Source organism: Arthrobacter sp. Y3221157, assembly GCF_059089865.1.
Genome location: NZ_JBNHFD010000018.1, coordinates 18,300 through 36,937, shown reverse-complemented (window position 1 = coordinate 36,937; position 18,638 = coordinate 18,300). Strand labels below are relative to the sequence as shown.

At 66.7% G+C, this 18,638-nt stretch carries 15 protein-coding genes and 1 riboswitch; of the genes, 12 read left to right on the top strand and 3 right to left on the bottom strand.

Annotated elements, in window-relative coordinates:
- The first annotated feature begins 23 nt into the window (after positions 1-23).
- The 7 genes from coaD to ftsY all read left to right on the top strand — a co-directional run bounded on the left by coaD (position 24) and on the right by ftsY (position 8,142).
- Positions 24-524: a pantetheine-phosphate adenylyltransferase gene (gene coaD, locus AC5RTT_RS07565; RefSeq protein ID WP_494008560.1), complete on the top strand. Its 501-nt coding sequence runs from the start codon at positions 24-26 to the stop codon at positions 522-524.
- Between the two features lie 123 nt (positions 525-647).
- Positions 648-1,172, top strand: coding sequence for a YceD family protein (locus AC5RTT_RS07560; RefSeq protein ID WP_494144665.1), 525 nt, complete (start codon positions 648-650; stop codon positions 1,170-1,172).
- A 36-nt stretch (positions 1,173-1,208) separates the two neighbouring features.
- On the top strand, positions 1,209-1,412 hold the full coding sequence (rpmF, locus tag AC5RTT_RS07555; RefSeq protein ID WP_009356569.1) for a 50S ribosomal protein L32: 204 nt from the start codon (positions 1,209-1,211) through the stop codon (positions 1,410-1,412).
- A 21-nt stretch (positions 1,413-1,433) separates the two neighbouring features.
- Positions 1,434-2,162 carry a ribonuclease III gene (rnc, locus tag AC5RTT_RS07550; protein WP_494008558.1) on the top strand — a complete coding sequence of 243 codons (729 nt, stop codon included), beginning with the start codon at positions 1,434-1,436 and terminating at the stop codon, positions 2,160-2,162.
- 3 nt (positions 2,163-2,165) lie between these two features.
- Positions 2,166-3,137, top strand: coding sequence for a bifunctional DNA-formamidopyrimidine glycosylase/DNA-(apurinic or apyrimidinic site) lyase (gene mutM / locus AC5RTT_RS07545; RefSeq protein ID WP_494144664.1), 972 nt, complete (start codon positions 2,166-2,168; stop codon positions 3,135-3,137).
- Positions 3,138-3,265: 128 nt separating this feature from the next.
- Positions 3,266-6,850 carry a chromosome segregation protein SMC gene (smc, locus tag AC5RTT_RS07540; RefSeq protein WP_494144678.1) on the top strand — a complete coding sequence of 1,195 codons (3,585 nt, stop codon included), beginning with the start codon at positions 3,266-3,268 and terminating at the stop codon, positions 6,848-6,850.
- 83 nt (positions 6,851-6,933) lie between these two features.
- Positions 6,934-8,142 carry a signal recognition particle-docking protein FtsY gene (ftsY, locus tag AC5RTT_RS07535; protein WP_494144663.1) on the top strand — a complete coding sequence of 403 codons (1,209 nt, stop codon included), beginning with the start codon at positions 6,934-6,936 and terminating at the stop codon, positions 8,140-8,142.
- A 55-nt stretch (positions 8,143-8,197) separates the two neighbouring features.
- On the opposite strand, the gene AC5RTT_RS07530 is transcribed toward ftsY, so the two are convergent.
- Complete coding sequence (locus AC5RTT_RS07530; RefSeq protein ID WP_494050684.1) at positions 8,198-9,439, bottom strand: MFS transporter; 1,242 nt, start codon at positions 9,437-9,439, stop codon at positions 8,198-8,200.
- A gap of 226 nt (positions 9,440-9,665) precedes the next feature.
- Here AC5RTT_RS07530 and AC5RTT_RS07525 point away from each other — a divergent pair, with 226 nt between their 5' ends.
- Together AC5RTT_RS07525 and AC5RTT_RS07520 are read left to right on the top strand one after the other, a co-directional pair.
- On the top strand, positions 9,666-11,030 hold the full coding sequence (locus AC5RTT_RS07525) for an ammonium transporter (RefSeq protein ID WP_494008554.1): 1,365 nt from the start codon (positions 9,666-9,668) through the stop codon (positions 11,028-11,030).
- Positions 11,027-11,365, top strand: coding sequence for a P-II family nitrogen regulator (locus tag AC5RTT_RS07520; RefSeq protein WP_255768384.1), 339 nt, complete (start codon positions 11,027-11,029; stop codon positions 11,363-11,365). The genes AC5RTT_RS07525 and AC5RTT_RS07520 overlap by 4 nt, the downstream gene beginning before the upstream one ends.
- Before the next feature lie 134 nt (positions 11,366-11,499).
- Here the strand turns inward: AC5RTT_RS07520 and AC5RTT_RS07515 are convergent, their stop codons facing one another.
- Positions 11,500-12,903, bottom strand: coding sequence for a glucose-6-phosphate dehydrogenase (locus AC5RTT_RS07515; RefSeq protein ID WP_494144662.1), 1,404 nt, complete (start codon positions 12,901-12,903; stop codon positions 11,500-11,502).
- An 84-nt stretch (positions 12,904-12,987) separates the two neighbouring features.
- Between AC5RTT_RS07515 and ffh the strand changes: the two genes are divergently transcribed.
- Positions 12,988-14,571 carry a signal recognition particle protein gene (gene ffh / locus AC5RTT_RS07510; RefSeq protein ID WP_494008552.1) on the top strand — a complete coding sequence of 528 codons (1,584 nt, stop codon included), beginning with the start codon at positions 12,988-12,990 and terminating at the stop codon, positions 14,569-14,571.
- A 115-nt stretch (positions 14,572-14,686) separates the two neighbouring features.
- Positions 14,687-15,421, top strand: coding sequence for an alpha/beta hydrolase (locus tag AC5RTT_RS07505; RefSeq protein ID WP_494008551.1), 735 nt, complete (start codon positions 14,687-14,689; stop codon positions 15,419-15,421).
- Between the two features lie 67 nt (positions 15,422-15,488).
- On the opposite strand, the gene thiC is transcribed toward AC5RTT_RS07505, so the two are convergent.
- On the bottom strand, positions 15,489-17,324 hold the full coding sequence (thiC, locus tag AC5RTT_RS07500) for a phosphomethylpyrimidine synthase ThiC (RefSeq protein ID WP_494144661.1): 1,836 nt from the start codon (positions 17,322-17,324) through the stop codon (positions 15,489-15,491).
- Positions 17,319-17,426: riboswitch (TPP riboswitch) on the bottom strand. It overlaps the preceding gene by 6 nt.
- Positions 17,427-17,505: 79 nt before the next feature.
- Here thiC and AC5RTT_RS07495 point away from each other — a divergent pair.
- Positions 17,506-18,597 (top strand): amidohydrolase family protein, encoded by a 1,092-nt coding sequence (locus tag AC5RTT_RS07495; RefSeq protein ID WP_494144660.1) that lies wholly within the window; start codon positions 17,506-17,508, stop codon positions 18,595-18,597.
- Positions 18,598-18,638: the final 41 nt, after the last annotated feature.

Below are 18,638 nucleotides of genomic sequence, written 5' to 3'. Positions count from 1 at the left end.
TTTTAATGGGGTAGGTTCGGAGCATGAGACGAGCTGTCTGCCCAGGATCCTTCGACCCCATCCACAACGGCCATCTTGAGGTTATTGCGCGGGCGGCCGGGCTCTTTGACGAAGTCATCGTGGCCATCTCCACGAATTACGCCAAGAAGTACAGGTTCACCCTGGACGAGAGGCTGGAGATGGCCCGGGAAACCCTGGCCTCGCTCAAAGGAATCGTTGTTGAGCCCGTGGGGGAGGGCCTGCTGGCCGAGTACTGCCGCCAGCGTGGTGTTTCCGCGATCGTGAAGGGGCTAAGGTCTTCCTCCGACTTCGACTATGAGCTGCCCATGGCCACCATGAACCGCCAGCTCAGCGGTGTGGAGACCGTGTTCCTGCCCGCCGAGGCCCACTATGTCCACCTGTCATCCACCCTTATCAAGGAAGTGGCGGGCCTGGGCGGAAACGTGTCCGACTATGTCCCCAGATCGGTGCAGCGGCGGATGCTTGCTGGCGAGCCTGCGCAGGATCAACAGCCCAGGCGGTAGGCTAGTCCGGTACTTCCAGCCCGCCGGCACCCCGGTTTGAGTCCCCGGGATTCTTCAGGCTAAAATGGTACGTCGGTCATATGTTCAACAGGAGTTCTCATTAAAAGAGATGCTGGTTCGCCCTTGGTGTTCGATGTCAAGGATCTCGGTCGCAGCCCGGGAAGCATGCGGACGCTGAAGGAACATGTACCCGCACCAAGTGATCTTGGTGTGCCGCTCATTGGTGTTCAGGAAGGCTCGGATGTCGAGCTGGATCTGAGGCTTGAGGCCGTACACGAAGGAATTCTGGTATCAGGAACCGCCCTCACCGAAGTATCTGGTGAATGCGGCCGATGCCTGGATCCCCTTGCGTATGACCTGGAGGTCAATGTGCAAGAACTTTTCTTCTACGAAGGCGCTGAGCTTTCGGACGAAGAAGATGATGAAGAGCAACGTCGAGTCGAGCACGATCTAATCGATCTTGAACCGGTGTTGCGGGACGCGGTTGTTACCATGCTGCCGTTCCAGCCGGTGTGCCGGGAAGACTGCCAGGGCCTTTGCTCCGAATGCGGAGTTCGCCTGGAAGACGAGCCGGGGCACCACCACGAGGTCATTGATCCTCGCTGGGCTGCCCTAGCTGATATGGCTAAGCCTGACCGGCAAAATTGATTTGTACGTGTTTGTCTAGAGAGAAATGAGTTAGCCGTGGCTGTTCCCAAGCGGAAAATGTCTCGCTCGAATACCCGCGCCCGCCGCTCGCAGTGGAAGGCGACCGCCCCCCACCTGGTGAAGACCGTTGAGAACGGCCAGGTTACTTACAGCCTGCCGCACCAGGCGAAGGTCGTTACCGACTCTGCTGGCACTGCGCTGTTCCTTGAGTACAAGGGCCGCAAGGTCGCTGACGTCTAATCGGCCACTCAGGCTGACCAGATGTCTTCAACTGAAGAGCTTCTGAAGCGTCTCGGTGTCACTATTGACGCCGGGACGCTTCGTCTTGCGCTGACACACCGTTCCTACGCCTACGAGAACGGCGGCATTCCCACAAATGAACGGCTCGAGTTCCTGGGTGACTCCATCCTGGGATTCTCCGTGACGGATGCCCTCTACCGGGACAACCCGGACCTTCCTGAAGGGGATCTGGCAAAGCGGCGGTCCGCGGTGGTGAGTACCCGCGCCCTGGCAAATATCGGGCGCAGCCTCGGCATCGGCGACTACATCTACCTTGGACAGGGCGAAAAGCTCACCGAAGGCAAGAACAAGGCGTCAATCCTGGCCGACACCATGGAAGCGCTGATCGGTGCCACGTACGTGTCCAATGACATCGAGACCGCCCGCCAGCTGGTCATGCGGCTGATCGGTCCGCTGCTGAAGGACGCTGCCGTACTGGGCGCCGGTACCGACTGGAAGACCAGCATCCAGGAGCTTGCGGCAAGCCGGCAGCTGGGCACCATCCACTACGCTGTGGACGGTGCCGGCCCGGACCATGCCCGCACCTTCACCGCTGTCCTGAACATTGGCGGGACGGCCTACGGCAAGGGCTCCGGCCACTCCAAGAAGGAAGCGGAGCAGGAAGCCGCCGCCGATGCCTGGCGTGTCCTCTCCGGAGCCAAATCCACCGACGCGTCCGGCACGTCAGCTGGTTCCGTAGCAGCGAAGTAGCGCATGCCCGAACTGCCCGAGGTGGAAGTGGTGCGCCGCGGCCTGGTGAGCTGGGTCCGCGGCCGCACCATCGAAGCCGTCGACGTCCTGGACCCGCGTTCCATCCGCCGCCATGCCCTGGGGACCGAAGATTTCATCGGCAATCTTGAGGGTGCCCTGGTGGCGGACGTCGTGCGCCGGGGCAAGTTCCTGTGGATGCCGCTGCTGGACAGCTCGCGTCTCGAAGACGGGCAAACGCCTGGAAATGGTGGCGTCCCGGCGGTGGCGCTGATGGCGCATCTTGGCATGAGCGGCCAGCTCCTGATGCAGGACCGGGACGTGCCGGACGAAAAGCACCTCAAGGTCCGCTTCCGGCTCAGCCGCTGTGACGGCATGCCGTCACAGCTGCGTTTCGTAGACCAGCGGATTTTCGGCGGACTGTTCGTCACGGCGATGGTCCCCACGGACGACGGCGGTCCAGGCGGCCTTGCCGAGTCCCCCCTTGCTCTGATTGCGGAAGAGGCAGCGCACATTGCCAGGGATCCGCTGGACCCGGCCTTCTCCTTCGATCTTTTCTACCGCCGCCTGCGCAAGCGCAAAACCGGGCTCAAGCGGGCGCTGCTGGACCAGGGCCTTGTCTCCGGTATCGGCAATATCTACGCTGACGAAGCCCTGTGGGCTGCGCGGCTGCACTATGCCCGGCCCACGGACACCCTGCGGAGGGCCGAGGCCGAAAGAGTCCTGGGAAGTGCCCGCACTGTCATGCTCGACGCCCTTGCTGCCGGCGGAACCAGCTTCGACTCCCTCTACGTCAACGTCAACGGTGCATCCGGCTACTTCGACCGGTCATTGAACGCCTACGGCCGCGAAGGGGAGCCATGCAAGCGGTGCGCCGCGGCAGGAATCCATGCCACCATCCGCCGGGAGCAGTTCATGAACCGCTCATCCCACACCTGCCCGGTCTGCCAGCCCCGCCCGCGCAACGGACGCTGGTAACTGACTGCAATCGGGACCGATTGCGGTAGCCACAAGACAACCGCGGGAATCCGGGACTTTGGCCCCGAACCCAGTAAATTTGGGTGTGCCAAGCAGCAGCTGCAGCCACCGAGGAGATCCGAAACGCCTTGCACCTCAAAAGCCTCACCGTCCGGGGGTTCAAGTCCTTTGCGTCCGCCACCACCTTCGACTTCGAGCCGGGGGTCACTGCGGTAGTCGGCCCCAACGGTTCCGGCAAGTCCAATGTGGTGGACGCCCTGGCCTGGGTCATGGGGGAGCAGGGCGCCAAGACCCTTCGCGGCGGCAAGATGGAGGACGTTATCTTTGCCGGCACGGCGGGCCGGCCTCCCCTGGGCCGGGCGCACGTGTCCCTAACTATCGACAATTCCGACGGCGCCCTGCCCATCGAATACAGCGAAGTCACCATTTCCCGCACCCTTTTTAGGACCGGCGGGTCTGAGTACGCCATCAACGGGGCATCGTGCCGCCTGCTGGATATCCAGGAGTTGCTCTCCGACTCGGGGCTCGGCCGGGAAATGCATGTGATTGTGGGCCAGGGGCAGCTCGACCGGGTCCTGCACGCCACACCTGAGGACCGGCGCGGTTTCATCGAGGAGGCCGCCGGCATCCTCAAGCACCGGCGCCGCAAGGAGCGGACCGTCCGCAAGCTCGAAGCGATGCAGGCGAACCTCCAGCGCCTCACGGACCTGACGGCCGAACTCCGGCGCCAGCTCACACCGCTCGGCAAGCAAGCCGAGGTGGCCCGGCGCGCCCAGCGCGTCCAGTTCGACGTCCGCGACGCACGGGCCCGCCTTCTGGCCGACGACCTGGTCCAGCTGCAGCTCGCCCTGGAACAGGACGTCGCGGACGAAGCCGCCCTCAAGGCTCGGCGGGGCGTCGTTGAACAGGAGCTGGAGGCCGGCCGGCGGCAGCAGGCAGCACTGGAGCAGCTGGCAGCAGAAGCCACCCCCAGGCTCAACGCAACCAGGGACACCTGGTACCAGTTGTCCGCGGCCCGGGAGCGGCTCCGCTCGCTCGGGTCACTGGCCCGCGAACGCAGCCGGCTGCTCGGCTCAGCTGACACCGCGCCCGCCTCCGGCCGGGACCCGGAACAGCTGGAACGGCAGGCTGCCCGGGTGCGGGAGGAACTGGCCGAACTCGAGCTGACGATTGTGGACAGGCGGAGTGCGCTGGAAGCGGCCACGTCGGCAAAAGCCGGGGCCGAGCAGGCCGCCGCCGCGGAAGACCAGCGGCTCACGGCCCAGCTGCGTGCCGCGGCTGACCGGCGGGAGGGCCTGGCCCGGCTGACCGGGCAGGTGGCGGCAGCCAGGTCGCGGGTGGAATCCGCACAGGCCGAACTCGGCAGGTTGCGGGAATCGCTCGCGGCCGGGGTGGAACGCCGCGCCCGCGCCCAGGAAGAGTTCACCGCGCTGGAAAACCAGGTGGCGGGAGTTGAAGAGGGCGAGGAATCGCTCGACGCCGACTATGAGGACGCCAGTGCCGAGCTGGAGGCTGTCCTTGAAAACATTGCCCGCCTCAAGTCCGATGTCAATGAGGGCATCCGCAGGCGTGACGCCCTTACGGCGCGCAGGGATGCGCTCAAGCTGGGCCTGGACCGCAAGGACGGTGCACGGCACATCCTGCAGTCCGGCGTCGCCGGCGTCGAAGGCAGCGTCGCCGGGGAACTGGCGGTGGAGCCCGGATACGAGACCGCCATCGCGGCGGCCCTCGGGGAGGCCTCCGATGCTGTGCTGGTGCGGGACGCCGAAACCGCGGCCACCGTCCTGCAGCTACTCAAGGACGACGACGCAGGCCGCGCCTCCCTGCTGCTCCAGTCCGCTGCCGACGCCGGGGAGGGCAGGAGCGCGGACAGCCTGCCGGCCGGAGCCCAGTGGGCCGGCGACCTGATTGACGGCAGTGGCCCGGGCCTAAGCGTGGCCAGGCACATGCTGTCAGGGACCGCGATTGTCGAAGATGTCTCTGCGGCAATTGCACTGGCGTCCCGCCGGCCGCAGATCACTGCCGTGACCCGGGCCGGTGACATCCTCACCGCCGTCTCTGCCACGGGAGGCTCAGCCAAGGCGCCGTCGCTGCTGGAGGTCCAGGCCGCCGTCGACGACGCCGCACAGCAGCTTTCGGCCGTGACAGCGGTCATTGAGCAGAACAGGTTCGCCCTCGCCCGCGCCGAAGCGCGGCGCGCCGAAGCACAGGAACGGGCCGACGCCGCCCTCGACCGGCTGCACGAGTCGGATGCCCGGCTTGCCGCCGTGGCGGAACGTCTGGGCCACCTCAACTCCGTCCTCCGCAGCGCCGCCGGCGAAAGCGACCGGCTTGCCGCGTCGCTCGCCAGGGCCGAAGCCAACGTTGCGGCGGAACAGGAAGCACTCACGGCCGTCGCCGCCCGCCTTGCCGCGGCCCAGGAGGCACCGGTGGAGCAGGAACCGTCCACTGAACACCGTGACGCCCTCGCCCGGGAGGCATCCGCCGCCCGGGCCGCCGAGGTGGAGGCGAGGCTGGCGTTGCGCAGCGCCGAAGAGCAGCTGTCCGCCACCCGGAACCGCGTCGCATCGCTGGAACGCGCGGCTGCCACCGAGCGCCGGGCCCGGGAGGAAGCAGCCGAACGCGCCAGGCGCAGGCGCGTCCAGGCCCGGCGGGCAGCGGCAGTCGTTGCCGCAGTTGAGGCCGCGCTCCGCCACGTGGATGTTTCCGTCGCGATTGCCGCAACTGAACGGGACCGCGCCGAAGAGAACCGTGAGCTGCGCGAGCAGGGCCTGAAGGACGTCAGGAGTACCAATGATGCGCTGGCCCGGGAACTCGCCGAGCTAACTGACAACGTGCACCGCGACGAGCTGGCCCGCGCCCGGCAGCGTGCACAGATCGAGGCGCTGGAAACCCGCTCGGTGGATGAACTCGGCATCACCCCGGACGCCCTGGTCAGCGACTACGGACCGCACGTGCCGGTGCCGGTCCCCGCAGAGGAGAGCGGGGACAAATGGGCCGCCCTGCGCGCCCCGGTGGATGCCACCGGGGAAGAAATCCGGGAAGGAAAACCTTTCGACCGGTCGGAGCAGGAAAAGCGGCTCCGGAAAGCCGAACGCGACCTCGCCAGCCTGGGCAAGGTAAACCCGCTGGCACTCGAGGAGTTCGCGGCCCTGGAGGAACGCCACCAGTTCCTCAGCACCCAGCTTGAGGACCTGAAGGCAAGCCGCAAGGACCTGCTGGACATCATCAAGGAAGTGGACCTTCGCGTCCAGCGCGTCTTCACCGAGGCGTTCGAGGACACCTCGGCGCAGTTCGTCAGGGTCTTCGAACGGCTCTTTCCCGGCGGCGAGGGACGTCTGGTCCTCACCGACCCTTCGGACATGCTCACCACCGGTATCGACGTCGAGGCGCGCCCGGCAGGCAAGAAGATCAAGCGGCTGTCACTGCTCTCCGGCGGAGAACGGTCCCTGACCGCCGTTGCCCTGCTGGTGGCGATCTTCAAGGCCCGCCCCTCACCCTTCTACGTGATGGACGAAGTGGAGGCCGCCCTTGACGACACCAACCTGGGCAGGCTCATCACCATCTTCGAGGAACTCCGGGAGTCCAGCCAGCTCATTGTCATCACCCACCAGAAGCGCACCATGGAGGTCGCTGACGCCCTGTACGGCGTCACCATGCGGGGCGACGGCGTCTCCACCGTCATCAGCCAGCGGCTGGGGGCCGACGCGTAGCGCTGCGGTCCGGGCGTCGTCGCGGCAGGCCAGCCGCCGCGGAGCCGCCAAGGGCGCCCGCTTCCTTGTGAGAAGCTAGGGGAGTGAACGACATCCTTCCCATTATTCTGTCCATTGTTGCTGCCCTGGCGGTTATCGGCGGGCTGATTCCCGTCCTGCTGAAGACTCGGAAGAACATCACCCAGTACCCGGGCACCCGTGATGCAAACGACCCCGAAGTGCAGTCCGGCGGCAGCACGCTCGTCGATGAACGCCCGGAGCCGGCGGTGGACCGGAAGGCGCCGGCCGGCGTCGACGTCGAGGACCTCGACACCACCACGGTTCCCGATGATGCGGCCGGGCTGGAAGTCATCCCGGTGGAAACCCCGCTGCCCGTCGCCGGCCGCCTGGTCCGCTTGCGGGAGCGGCTTGTCCGCTCCAACAACATCATGGGCAAAGGCCTGCTGGCCCTGCTCTCCAGCGACAAGATCGACGAGAACGTCTGGGACGAGGTCGAGGAAACGCTGCTGCTGGCAGACCTTGGCACCGAACCCACCATGCAGCTGGTGGACGCCCTGCGCGAGCGGGTCAAGGTGCTGGGCACCCGGACACCTGAGCAGGTCAAGGCGCTGCTGCGGGAAGAGCTCATCAAACTCGTGGACCCCACGATGGACCGGAGCCTCAACGTCCAGCGGCACGCCGATAAGCCGGCCGTCATGATGGTGGTGGGCGTCAACGGCGTGGGCAAGACCACCACGGTGGGCAAGCTCGCCCGCGTGCTGGTTGCCGAAGACAAGGATGTCCTGCTGGGAGCCGCGGACACCTTCCGCGCCGCTGCCGCCGAGCAGCTGGCAACCTGGGGCCAGCGGGTGGGGGTTCCCACGGTGAAGTCGGACATCGACGGCGCCGACCCGGCCTCCGTTGCCTATGAGGCTGTCAAGGCCGGCATCGACCAGGAAGTCGACGTGGTCATGATCGATACCGCGGGGCGGCTCCAGAACAAGGTGGGCCTCATGGACGAGCTCGGCAAGGTCAAGCGCGTGGTGGAAAAGCTTGCCGAGGTGGACGAGGTCCTGCTGGTCCTGGATGCAACCACCGGCCAGAACGGCCTGAACCAGGCGCGGGTCTTCTCGGAAGTGGTCAACATCACCGGCATCGTCCTGACCAAGCTGGACGGAACGGCCAAGGGCGGGATCGTCGTCGCCATCCAGAAGAGCCTTGGCGTTCCCGTGAAGCTGATCGGCCTGGGTGAAGGGGCGGACGACCTCGCCCCGTTCGAAGCCGAAAGCTTCGTTGACGCGCTTCTGAACTAAGGCGTCCGGAGCCGGCACCCGGTCCTTTACCAGGCCGGGTGCCGGCTCCCGGCTTTTAAGGCTTCGCCTGCCGCAGCGTTTCGCGGGTTGCCAGCCAGGTGCAGGCCGCCACCAGCATGATGCCGCCGGTGGCGCCGAAAGCCCAGCCGAAGCCCAGCCGGTCAGCCAGCACTCCGGCCAGGACCGGCCCAGCGATCGCACCGACGTCGGATGCCATCTGGTAGACCGCAAGCACCTTGCCGCCGGAGCGCCCGTTCCCGATCACGTCCGCAACGGCAGCCTGCTGTGCAGGTCCGAACAGACCCGACCCGATCCCGGCCAGCGCCGAGGCGGCCAGGAACCACCACAGGTCCTGGGTGAAGCCGATGCCCGCGGTGGCCAGGCCCGCCACCAGCAGGCCCCAGATCATCATCGGCTTGCGCCCCAGTGTGTCGGCCAGGCGCCCCGAGAAGGTCAGGGCCAGCGCATTTCCACCGGCGAAGACAGCCAGGGCCAGGCCCGCAGCTTCCGGTCCGGAACCAAAGGCAGCAGCTGCAAACAGCGGAACCGTGGCCATCCGCACCCCAAACGTCGCCCACCCGTTGGCAAAGCTGGAAAACAACGCGGACCGGTAGGCGCCAGTAGCCAGGGCTTCGCCGAACTGCATGTCCGGGGCCTTCGTCCGCCCATCCGTTGACCCGCGGCGCTGGTGGCTCAGCTGGGTTTGGACCACGACGGCGGCCACCACCAGGGCGGCGGCATAGGCCAGGAACGGGATGCGGAGGCCGAACCCGGCCAGCAGGCCGCCCACGATGGGCCCGCAGACGTTGCCGACCAGGAATGCGGATGCGTAAGCCCCTGATACCCGGCCGCGGCTCTCCGGCGGGGCCAGGCGCACCACCAGCGCCATGGAGGCGACGGTGAACATGACCGATCCGGCACCGCCCAGGCCGCGGAAGAGCAGCAACTGCCAATAGTTCCCGGCGAAGGCGCATGCAGCCGTGGAGGCCGCCACGATCAGCAGCCCCGCCACATAGACCGGCCGTTCACCCAGCCGGCCGATCAGCGTGCCGCCCGCCGGCGCAAAGACCAGCCGCATGAAGGCGAAGATGGCCACGATCACCGCAGCCTCGGTGTTTCCCACCCCGAAGGTTGTGGCGAACTGCGGCAATACGGGCGCAACAAGCCCGAATCCAAGCGCGATCAGGAACGCCGCAACCAGCATCACCTTGATATCGCGCGGGAGCTTGTCCCTCCCTGGCCGAAGCCGGGCCAAGATCCTTGATGTGGCACCGCTGACGCGGGGTGCTGCAGTCATGAAGCGAAGTTCCTTGCACAGTGGGTTGCCGGGATGCGGCTGGGGTGGTGAAACACAACCGTAACAACCCGGATATGCACCATTTACTTCCTAGAGGTTCTTGTAACAGACCGGCAATCTAAATCCTCTCCGGGCGAAACACGCCGCCGACACACTTTTTACAGGACGCAAACGGCGTTGGCAGGCGGAGAACTCCGCAACATTCGGATGAGAGAGGACGTGCACCATGGAACTTACCGCAGGTCACGTATGGCTCATGGTGGCGGCAGCGCTCGTGCTGCTCATGACACCGGGTCTGGCATTTTTCTACGGCGGCATGACCCGCGCCAAGGCAGCACTGAACATGATGATGATGAGCTTCATCTCCATCGGCATCGTGAGCGTTGTGTGGGTCCTGTGGGGCTACTCCATGACGGGCGGTGACGGCTTCCTCCAGATCGTCGGGAACCCGTTCGCGAACTTCGGCCTCGAGGGAGTCAACACAGCGGATTCGCCCGAAGGCCTCATCCTTGTCGGCTACGGGGCAACCTTCGCCATCATTACCGTGGCCCTGATCAGCGGCGCGATCGCGGACCGCGCCAAGTTCGGCGCCTGGAGCGTCTTCGTGCCGGTCTGGGTCACGCTGGTGTACTGCCCCCTTGCCTACATGGTGTGGGGTGGCGGCCTCTTCGGTGAGGAAGGCGCCATCGGCCAGGCGCTCGGTCCGGCCATCGACTTCGCAGGCGGAACCGTGGTCCACATCAACGCCGGCGTGGCGGCCCTGATCCTGGTCCTCATCATCGGCAACCGCAAGGGCTTCGGCAAGGACCCCAACCACCGCCCGCACAACATCCCGTTCGTCATGCTCGGCGCTGCCATCCTGTGGTTCGGCTGGTTCGGGTTCAACGGCGGCCTCGCCTCTTCCGCAGAACAGGGCGGCCTGATCTGGGTCAACACCCTCGCCGCTCCCGCCGCAGCAATGCTGGGCTGGCTCGTCACCGAACGCATCCGTGACGGACACCCCACTTCACTCGGTGCCGCCTCAGGCGTGGTTGCCGGCCTGGTTGCCATTACACCGGCCTGCGCCAACGTCAGCCCCGTGGGTGCCCTCGGCCTCGGCGTCGTGGCCGGTGTGGCCTCCGCCCTCGCGGTCGGCCTGAAGTTCCGCTGGGGCTTCGATGACTCGCTCGACGTCGTCGGCGTGCACCTCGTGTCCGGCATCATCGGCACCGTGGCCCTGGGTTTCATCGCACTTCCCACCGACGGCGTGGGCGGCGGCCTCTTCTACGGCGGCGGCATGACCCAGATGTGGGCCCAGCTCGCAGCCGCCGGCATCGCCATCGCCTACTCGGCAATCCTGACGCTCATCATCGCCCTTGCCATCCACAAGACCATGGGCTTCCGGGTCTCGCAGGAACAGGAAACCGTGGGCGTGGACCTCAGCCTGCACGCCGAAACGGCTTACGAGTTCGGTGTGGGCGGCCACGGCGGATCCTTCCAGCCGCTGCACGACATGATCACGGGCAAGGGTCAGCAGGACTCCGCGGCCCAGCCGGCAAAGGCTGCACAGCAGAACGAATCAGCAACAGGTAAGGAAAGCGTGGGGGCATGAAACTGATCACTGCAATCGTCAGGCCGGAAAAGCTCGAAGCAATCCGGGAAGGACTGGAAGCCTACGGCGTACAGGGCCTGACGGTCAGCGCGGCCAGCGGTTACGGCCGGCAGCGCGGCTACACGGAGGTCTACCGCGGAGCGGAGTACAACGTGGATCTCCTGCCCAAGATCCGGGTGGAGGTGCTGGCCACGGACGAGCAGGCGGACGACATCCTGGACGTGATCATTGCCAGCTCCAACACCGGCCGCGCCGGGGACGGCAAGGTCTGGACAGTGGACGTCTTCGAAGCCGTCCGGGTCCGGACCGGCGAACGGGGAGTAGCCGCAATCTAGGGCAGGGCGGTGAGTAAGCAGCAGGCGGGCGGCATACCGGAAGGTAGGCCCCCCGCCTTTGCTGTGCCGGAAAGCTGCTGTGCCAGTGCCAGTGCCGGGAGGCAGGCAGGGGCAGGTCCAGGACGGCCTTCGGCCTACCCGCGCCGTCCGGTGGTGGGCCACGCTGCGGGACCGGCCGAACCGGCGTCGTACTCCTCGAGCAGCACCGCTTCCCGCTGCCAGGCCGTGAGCACCGGCTCAACGATCCGCCAGCATTCCTCTGCCGTGTCGCCCCGGACCGAGAGCAGCGGATCACCGGCCAGGACCCCCTCGAGGACTTCCCCGTAGGGGAGCAGGTCCGAGGCGCTGAGTTCGGTTTCGAGGGTCGCCCGGCTGAGGCTGAAAATATCGCCCGGGCCGTTCACGTCGACGTCGAACTGCAGGGTGTCGGGGCCGAAGCCAATCCGCAGCTGGTTGGGGGAGTCGACACCCGTGAAGCCCGCGGGAAGGTGCGGTACCGGCCGGAACGTGACAATTGCCTCCTTCCGTTTGGCACCCAGGGCCTTGCCCGAACGGAGGATGAAGGGGACACCCTTCCACCGCCAGTTGTCGATCCCGACCTCGATCTCGGCGAGCGTTTCGGTCCCGCGCTTCGGGTCCACGCCCTCTTCCCTGGCATAGTCGGGGACGTTCTTCCCCGCCACAGTTCCGGCCGTGTAGCGTGCCCGCCGGGTGCAGGCGGCCAAAGGGGTGTTGACGCTGCTGGCACGCAGGACCGCGGAGATGGCGTCCCGCAGGTCGCGCTCGCGGATGGTGGCGGGAGGTTCGATGGCCATCAGTGCCATGATCTGCAGGAGGTGGCTTTGGATCATGTCCCGGAGGGCGCCGGCGCTGTCGTAGTAGCGGGCGCGCCCCTCCAGAGCGAGGTCCTCGTCGAAGATGATTTCCACCTTTTCGACGTGGTGCCGGTTCCAGACCGGCTCCAGGAAGTTGTTCGCGAAGCGCAGCCCCAGGATGTTCAGCACGGTGGCCTTGCCGAGGAAATGGTCCACGCGGTGGATATGGTCCTCGGGGACGAGCCGCACCAGGGTCTGGTTGAGGGAGCGTGCGGACTCCTCGCTTGAACCGAACGGCTTCTCCATCACCAGCCGGGTCCCGGGCGGAACGTCCTCCGGCCGCAGGGATTCGCAGGCAAGCTGGCTGATCTTCGGAGGGAGTGCGAAGTACACTGCCACCGGTCCCTCGAGGCTGTTCAGTAACGCCGCAAGGGCACCACCGGCGGTGACATCCAGCTGGTGGTAGACGGTCTCCTTTTCCAGCGACTTCAGAGCATCCCGGCCGTCGGCCCCGGCAGCCTCGGCCGCCGCAGTGAAGGATGACTGCACGCGTTCCCGCCACTGCTCCGGCGTCCAGGGGTCCGACCCTGCCCCGACAAGCCGGAGCCCGGCCCCGCGTCCCCTTGCCACCAGGCGCGCCAGGCCCGGAAGGAGCAGCCGGCCGGTCAGATCCCCCGAGGCGCCGAGGATGAGCAGGGTTTTTACAGTTGTTTGGCTCGTCATTTTGCCAGCATGCCATCTGCCGGGCCCGACTTGGTACCCTAGATAGTCGAGTCCCGATCATCTCCTGAAAGAAGTGCGCGGCGCGTGTTCAATTCCCTGTCTGACCGGTTGACAGCAACCTTCAAGAATCTCCGCGGCAAGGGCCGCCTCACTGAGGCGGACGTCGATGCCACAGTCCGTGAGATCCGCCGTGCCCTCCTTGACGCGGACGTTGCCGTTCCCGTGGTGCGTGAATTCACTGGGCGGGTCCGCGAACGCGCCCTCGGCGCCGAGGTGTCGGCAGCGCTGAACCCGAGCCAGCAGATCGTCAAGATCGTCAACGAGGAACTGCAGGAGATCCTGGGCGGCGAGACCCGGCGCATCCGCCTCGCCAAGAGCGGCCCCACCATCATCATGCTGGCCGGCCTCCAGGGCGCCGGTAAGACCACCCTCGCCGGCAAGCTATCCAAGTGGCTCAAGGCCCAGGGCCACAGCCCCATCCTGGTGGCCTGCGACCTCCAGCGCCCCAACGCCGTCACCCAGCTGCAGGTGGTGGGCGAGCGGGCCAAGGTACCCGTCTTCGCTCCGCACCCGGGCGCCACCTCCACCGAACTCGACCGGCCTGCGGGCGATCCCGTGGAAGTGGCGCGCGCCGGCGTCGAGGAAGCCCGCCAGAAGCTGCACGACGTCGTCATCGTCGACACCGCCGGCCGGCTGGGCGTCGACGCCGACATGATGGAGCAGGCGCGCCAGATCCGCCGCGCCATCGTGCCGAACGAAGTGCTGTTCGTCATCGACTCCATGATCGGCCAGGACGCGGTGAACACGGCGCTCGCCTTCGACGAGGGCGTGAACTTCACCGGCATCGTCCTGTCCAAGCTCGACGGCGACGCCCGCGGCGGTGCGGCGCTTTCCGTCGCGTCGGTCACCGGCAAGCCGGTCATGTTCGCCTCCACGGGTGAAGGACTGGACGACTTCGAGCTGTTCCATCCGGACCGGATGGCCTCGCGCATCCTGGACATGGGCGATGTCCTCACGCTCATCGAGCAGGCCGAGAAGTCCTGGGACAAGGAAGAAGCTGCCCGGATGGCGAAGAAATTCGCCGACCAGGAAGACTTCACCCTGGAGGACTTCCTCGCCCAGATGCAGCAGATCCGCAACATGGGATCGATGAAGAAAATGCTCATGATGATGCCGGGTGCCCAGAACATCCGCCAGCAGCTGGAGCAGTTCGACGAGCGCGAGATCGACCGCGTGGAAGCGATCGTCCGCTCCATGACGCCGCACGAGCGCCTGGCCCCCAAGATCATCAACGGCTCGCGCCGCGCCCGTATCGCCCGCGGTTCCGGTGTCCACGTTTCCGAGGTCAACGGCCTGCTGGAGCGCTTTGCCCAGGCCCAGAAGATGATGAAGAAGATGGCCCAGGGTGGCATGCCGGGCATGCCGGGCATGCCCGGCCTTCCCGGCGCCGGAGGGGGAGCGCGGAAGAACGCCAAGAGCGCGCCGAAGAAGAAGGCAAAGTCCGGCAATCCGGCCAAGGCGGCCCAGGAGCGGAAGGAAGCCGAGGCACGCCGGGCCAACGCCGCCAAGGCGCTCCCGACCGGCGCTGCCTTCGGCCAGCAGTCCGGCGACTTCGACCCGTCCCAGTTGAACCTGCCCAAGGGCTTCGACAAGTTCCTCGGCAAGTAGGGGCTTCCGCCGGGCTGACCAGCAGGGGATACTCCCGCAGCGCCCTGCCGGGCGCCGAATGCTGGTTGCTGGGGCGGTTCCCGGGGAAGTCTGTGCCGTGGAATAGGGTTGGGACATGTTCAAGCAGAGGGTAGTGTTCGTGCACGGCGCCGGAAGTTACGGTGCCGCAGCATGGCCGCGCCAGCATGGCATGGCACTGTCCTACGACGCTCTGTTCCTGCGCCGCCACGGCTTCGATCCGGTCGCCGAACCGGTGGAGTCCTCGTTCGCCGCGGATACCGCCATCGTGTTGCGGTCGCTCGCTGACGATGGGCGCGGCGCCGCCGGCGGCCACGTCGTGGCCCACGCCCAGGGTGCCATCGCGGCCATGATGGCTGCCGTGGAACGGCCCGATCTCGTCTATTCGCTGACCCTAGTGGAACCGGCATGCCTGTCGCTGACGGCGGAACTGCCGGCCACGGCGGCCCACATCGGCCTCATGCAGCCCTTGTTCGAGGTCCGGCACCAGCTCAGCGACGAAGACTTCCAGCGCGAGTTCGTGCGGCGGGTCTATGCCACCGACCTGCAGGAACCGGCCACCGCGGAGGAGAAGCGGTCCGCCCGGCGCCTGCGGCTGCAGGCGCCCTCCTGGGAGGCGCCGCTGCACATCGTTCCCGGGGTCCCCACCCTGGTCCTGACCGGCGGATGGGAACCCCTGTACGAGGAAATTGCCGGCTACCTCCGCGAAACCGGAGCCGTGCACCGCACCGCTGCCGGCGGGCACCGGCCGCATGATTCCCCCGACGGGGACCGGGCCGTCCGGTCCTTTATCAGCGACATCAGCAGGGCCCGGTCCGCCCGGGCGTCCTGACGGACCGCCCGGGCTTCCCCTTCGTCCGGCCGGCCCCCAATTGCCAGCCGGACGAAGGGGAAGGCTTCTACGTGGAGACAGTCTCGGGCAGCCGCGGTTCCGGCAGGTAGACCTTGCCGCCCGAGGCCAGGAATTCCTGGCTCTTCTCCCGCATCCCCGTGGCCCGGTCGGCAAGGGCCGCCTGTGCTTCCGCGGTTCCGTATTCGTCCCGGATATCCTGGCTGATCCGCATGGAGCAGAACTTGGGTCCGCACATGGAGCAGAAATGGGCCGTCTTGGCCGGCTCCGCTGGGAGCGTCTCGTCATGGAAGGCCTCGGCGGTCACCGGATCCAGTGACAGGGCGAACTGGTCGCGCCAGCGGAATTCAAAGCGTGCCTTGGACAGCGCGTCATCGCGTTCGTGCGCGCCGGGGTGGCCCTTGGCCAGGTCCGCAGCGTGCGCTGCGATTTTGTAGGTGATGACCCCCGTCTTGACGTCGTCCTTGTTGGGCAGGCCCAGGTGTTCCTTCGGTGTCACGTAGCAGAGCATCGCCGTGCCGTAGCGGGCGATTTCCGTGGCGCCGATGGCTGACGTGATGTGGTCGTAGCCCGGCGCCACGTCCGTAACCAGGGGACCCAGGGTGTAGAAGGGCGCCCCCTTACACAGCTCCTGCTGGCGCTCCACGTTTTCACGGACCAGGTGGAAGGGGATGTGCCCGGGACCTTCCACCATCACCTGGACGTCGTATTCCCAGGCCCGCAGGGTGAGTTCCGCGAGCGTGTCCAGCTCCGCGAACTGGGCGTCGTCGTTCGCGTCCGCCGTGGCACCCGGCCGCAGCCCGTCCCCAAGCGAAAACGCGACGTCGTATTTGGCGAAGATTTCACACAGTTCGTCGAAGTGCGTGTAGAGGAAATTCTCCTGGTGGTGCGCCAGGCACCAGCCGGCCATGATGGAGCCGCCACGCGACACGATGCCCGTGACCCGGTTTGCTGTCAGCGGCACGTAGCGCAGGAGGACACCGGCGTGCACCGTCATGTAGTCCACGCCCTGCTCGCACTGCTCAATGACGGTGTCGCGGAAGATCTCCCAGGTCAGCTTGTTGGCTTCGCCATTGACCTTCTCCAGCGCCTGATAGATGGGCACGGTACCGATCGGCACGGGGGAGTTCCGGATGATCCATTCCCGCGTGGTGTGGATGTCATCGCCGGTGGAGAGGTCCATCACTGTGTCCGCGCCCCACTGCGTGGCCCACTGCAGCTTGTCCACCTCCTCTGCGATGGAACTGGTGACAGCGGAGTTGCCGATGTTGGCGTTGATCTTCACCAGGAATGCCTTGCCGACGATCATCGGCTCCGACTCGGGGTGGTTGATGTTGCTGGGGATGATGGCCCGGCCCGCCGCCAGTTCGCTGCGGACCAGCTCCACGTCGCAGTTTTCGCGCAGGGCCACGAAGCGCATCTCAGGTGTGATGATGCCCTGCCTGGCATAGTGCATCTGGGTCACGGTCCGGCCTACGACGGCGCGGCGGGGCGCCGGCTGCGCGCCCTTCCACTCGGCTGATGCGGCGCCGCGGCGGACAGCCGAGCGGCCGTCGTCGAGCAGGTTCCTGTCCCTGCCGCTGTACGCCTCGGTGTCTCCCCTCTCTGCGATCCATGCTGCCCGGAAGGGCGGCAGCCCCATTACCGGATCACTGCCCGGTCCGGCGGTCCGGTAGGTGCGGAAGGGCGGGTTCGCCTCTCCATTGGGGGACGGTTCCAGGGAGATTTCCGTCACCGGGACCCGGATGCCGGATTCGCCATCTTCGATGAAGGCCAGCGCATGCGATGCCAGTGACCGGGTGGCAGGTGCCCCTGGCTTTCCGTCCGGCTGTGCGCTCCCGGACTGGTTTTGGGCAGGGCTCTGCTGTTCATTTGGTGTACTCAAGGAATACTCACTTCCTTCGCCGGCATTACCCGGACAGGTTCGACGGTCGCAGGCTGCCTCAGCCCGATCTCAGCCCCTGCAGGGGCACCCGTGTGGTCAGGAACGAAGCTACCACAGCCGCTCCGCCGATCCTTGCCACGACTGCCGGTGCTAGCCTGACTGGCGACGAAAAGGGAGTCCGATGCCGGAAATCATAGAATTCAGCGGCCCTGTGCTGACCGGGCCGGCCAGCGAACACCGTGGCCTGTGGTCCGTGGACGGGGTGCTGACGTTTATCCGCCCGCAGCAGGCTCCGGACCGGGTGCTGGACGGGTGGGTGCTGCCCGGCCTGGTGGATGCCCACTGCCATATCGGGCTGGGGGCGGAGGGTCCGGTGGATTCCGCCACCGCGGCGCGCCAGGCCCGGGTGGACCTGGCTGCCGGAACGCTGCTGGTTCGTGATGCCGGCTCACCGGCCGACACCCGGTGGATGCAGGGCGGCCGGGACTTCCCGGTGCTGATCCGGGCCGGACGCCATGTGGCCCGCACACGCCGGTACCTCCGTGGCTTCGCGGACGAGGTGGAACCGGAGGACCTGGTGGAGGCCGTGCGCAAACAGGCCCGCGACGGCGACGGCTGGGTCAAGCTCGTCGGGGACTGGATCGACCGCGGAGCCGGCGACCTGGCACCCTCGTTTCCGGCCGCCGTCGTCCGTGACGCCGTCCGGGCCGCCCATGACGAGGGCGCCCGCGTGACTGCGCACTGCTTCGCCGAAGACACTCTTGACCAGATGCTGGATGCGGGCATTGACTGCATCGAGCACGCCACCGGCCTCCTGCCGCGGCACCTTCCCCGTTTTGCGGAACAGGGCGTGCCCATCGTCCCTACCCTGGTCAACATCGCCACGTTCCCCGACATCGCTGCGCAGGCAAGGCACAAATTCCCGCGCTACGCCGCGCACATGATGGCCCTGTGGGAGCGGCGCCTGGAGCGGGTGGGCGAGGCGTACGACGCCGGCGTGAGGATTTACGCAGGTACCGACGCCGGCAGCGTCATCAGGCACGGCAGGATCGCCGACGAGATCCTTGCACTGCACCAGGCAGGCCTGCCCGTGGCGGCTGCGCTCGACGCTGCCTGCTGGGCGGCGCGGGAGTGGCTCGGAGCCGACGGCGTGGCTGAGGGGGCGCGTGCCGACGTCGTTCTCTGCCGGGAGGATCCGCGCACCCGGCCGGAAGCTGTCCGGGATCTTTCCCACGTGGTGCTGGGAGGCCGCATCCTCACCAGCGGACCATAGGAAAGTACTTGGAATAAATTGAAGCTTCAAGTAATTTTAAC

Coding starts and splice junctions, on each gene's coding strand:
- coaD (WP_494008560.1), top strand. CDS start 24: ATGAGACGAGCTGTCTGCCCAGGATCCTTCGACCCCATCCACAACGGC.
- AC5RTT_RS07520 (WP_255768384.1), top strand. CDS start 11,027: ATGAAACTGATCACTGCAATCGTCAGGCCGGAAAAGCTCGAAGCAATC.
- AC5RTT_RS07525 (WP_494008554.1), top strand. CDS start 9,666: ATGGAACTTACCGCAGGTCACGTATGGCTCATGGTGGCGGCAGCGCTC.
- AC5RTT_RS07515 (WP_494144662.1), bottom strand. CDS start 12,903: ATGACGAGCCAAACAACTGTAAAAACCCTGCTCATCCTCGGCGCCTCG.
- mutM (WP_494144664.1), top strand. CDS start 2,166: ATGCCCGAACTGCCCGAGGTGGAAGTGGTGCGCCGCGGCCTGGTGAGC.
- AC5RTT_RS07505 (WP_494008551.1), top strand. CDS start 14,687: ATGTTCAAGCAGAGGGTAGTGTTCGTGCACGGCGCCGGAAGTTACGGT.
- AC5RTT_RS07495 (WP_494144660.1), top strand. CDS start 17,506: ATGCCGGAAATCATAGAATTCAGCGGCCCTGTGCTGACCGGGCCGGCC.
- rnc (WP_494008558.1), top strand. CDS start 1,434: ATGTCTTCAACTGAAGAGCTTCTGAAGCGTCTCGGTGTCACTATTGAC.
- AC5RTT_RS07530 (WP_494050684.1), bottom strand. CDS start 9,439: ATGACTGCAGCACCCCGCGTCAGCGGTGCCACATCAAGGATCTTGGCC.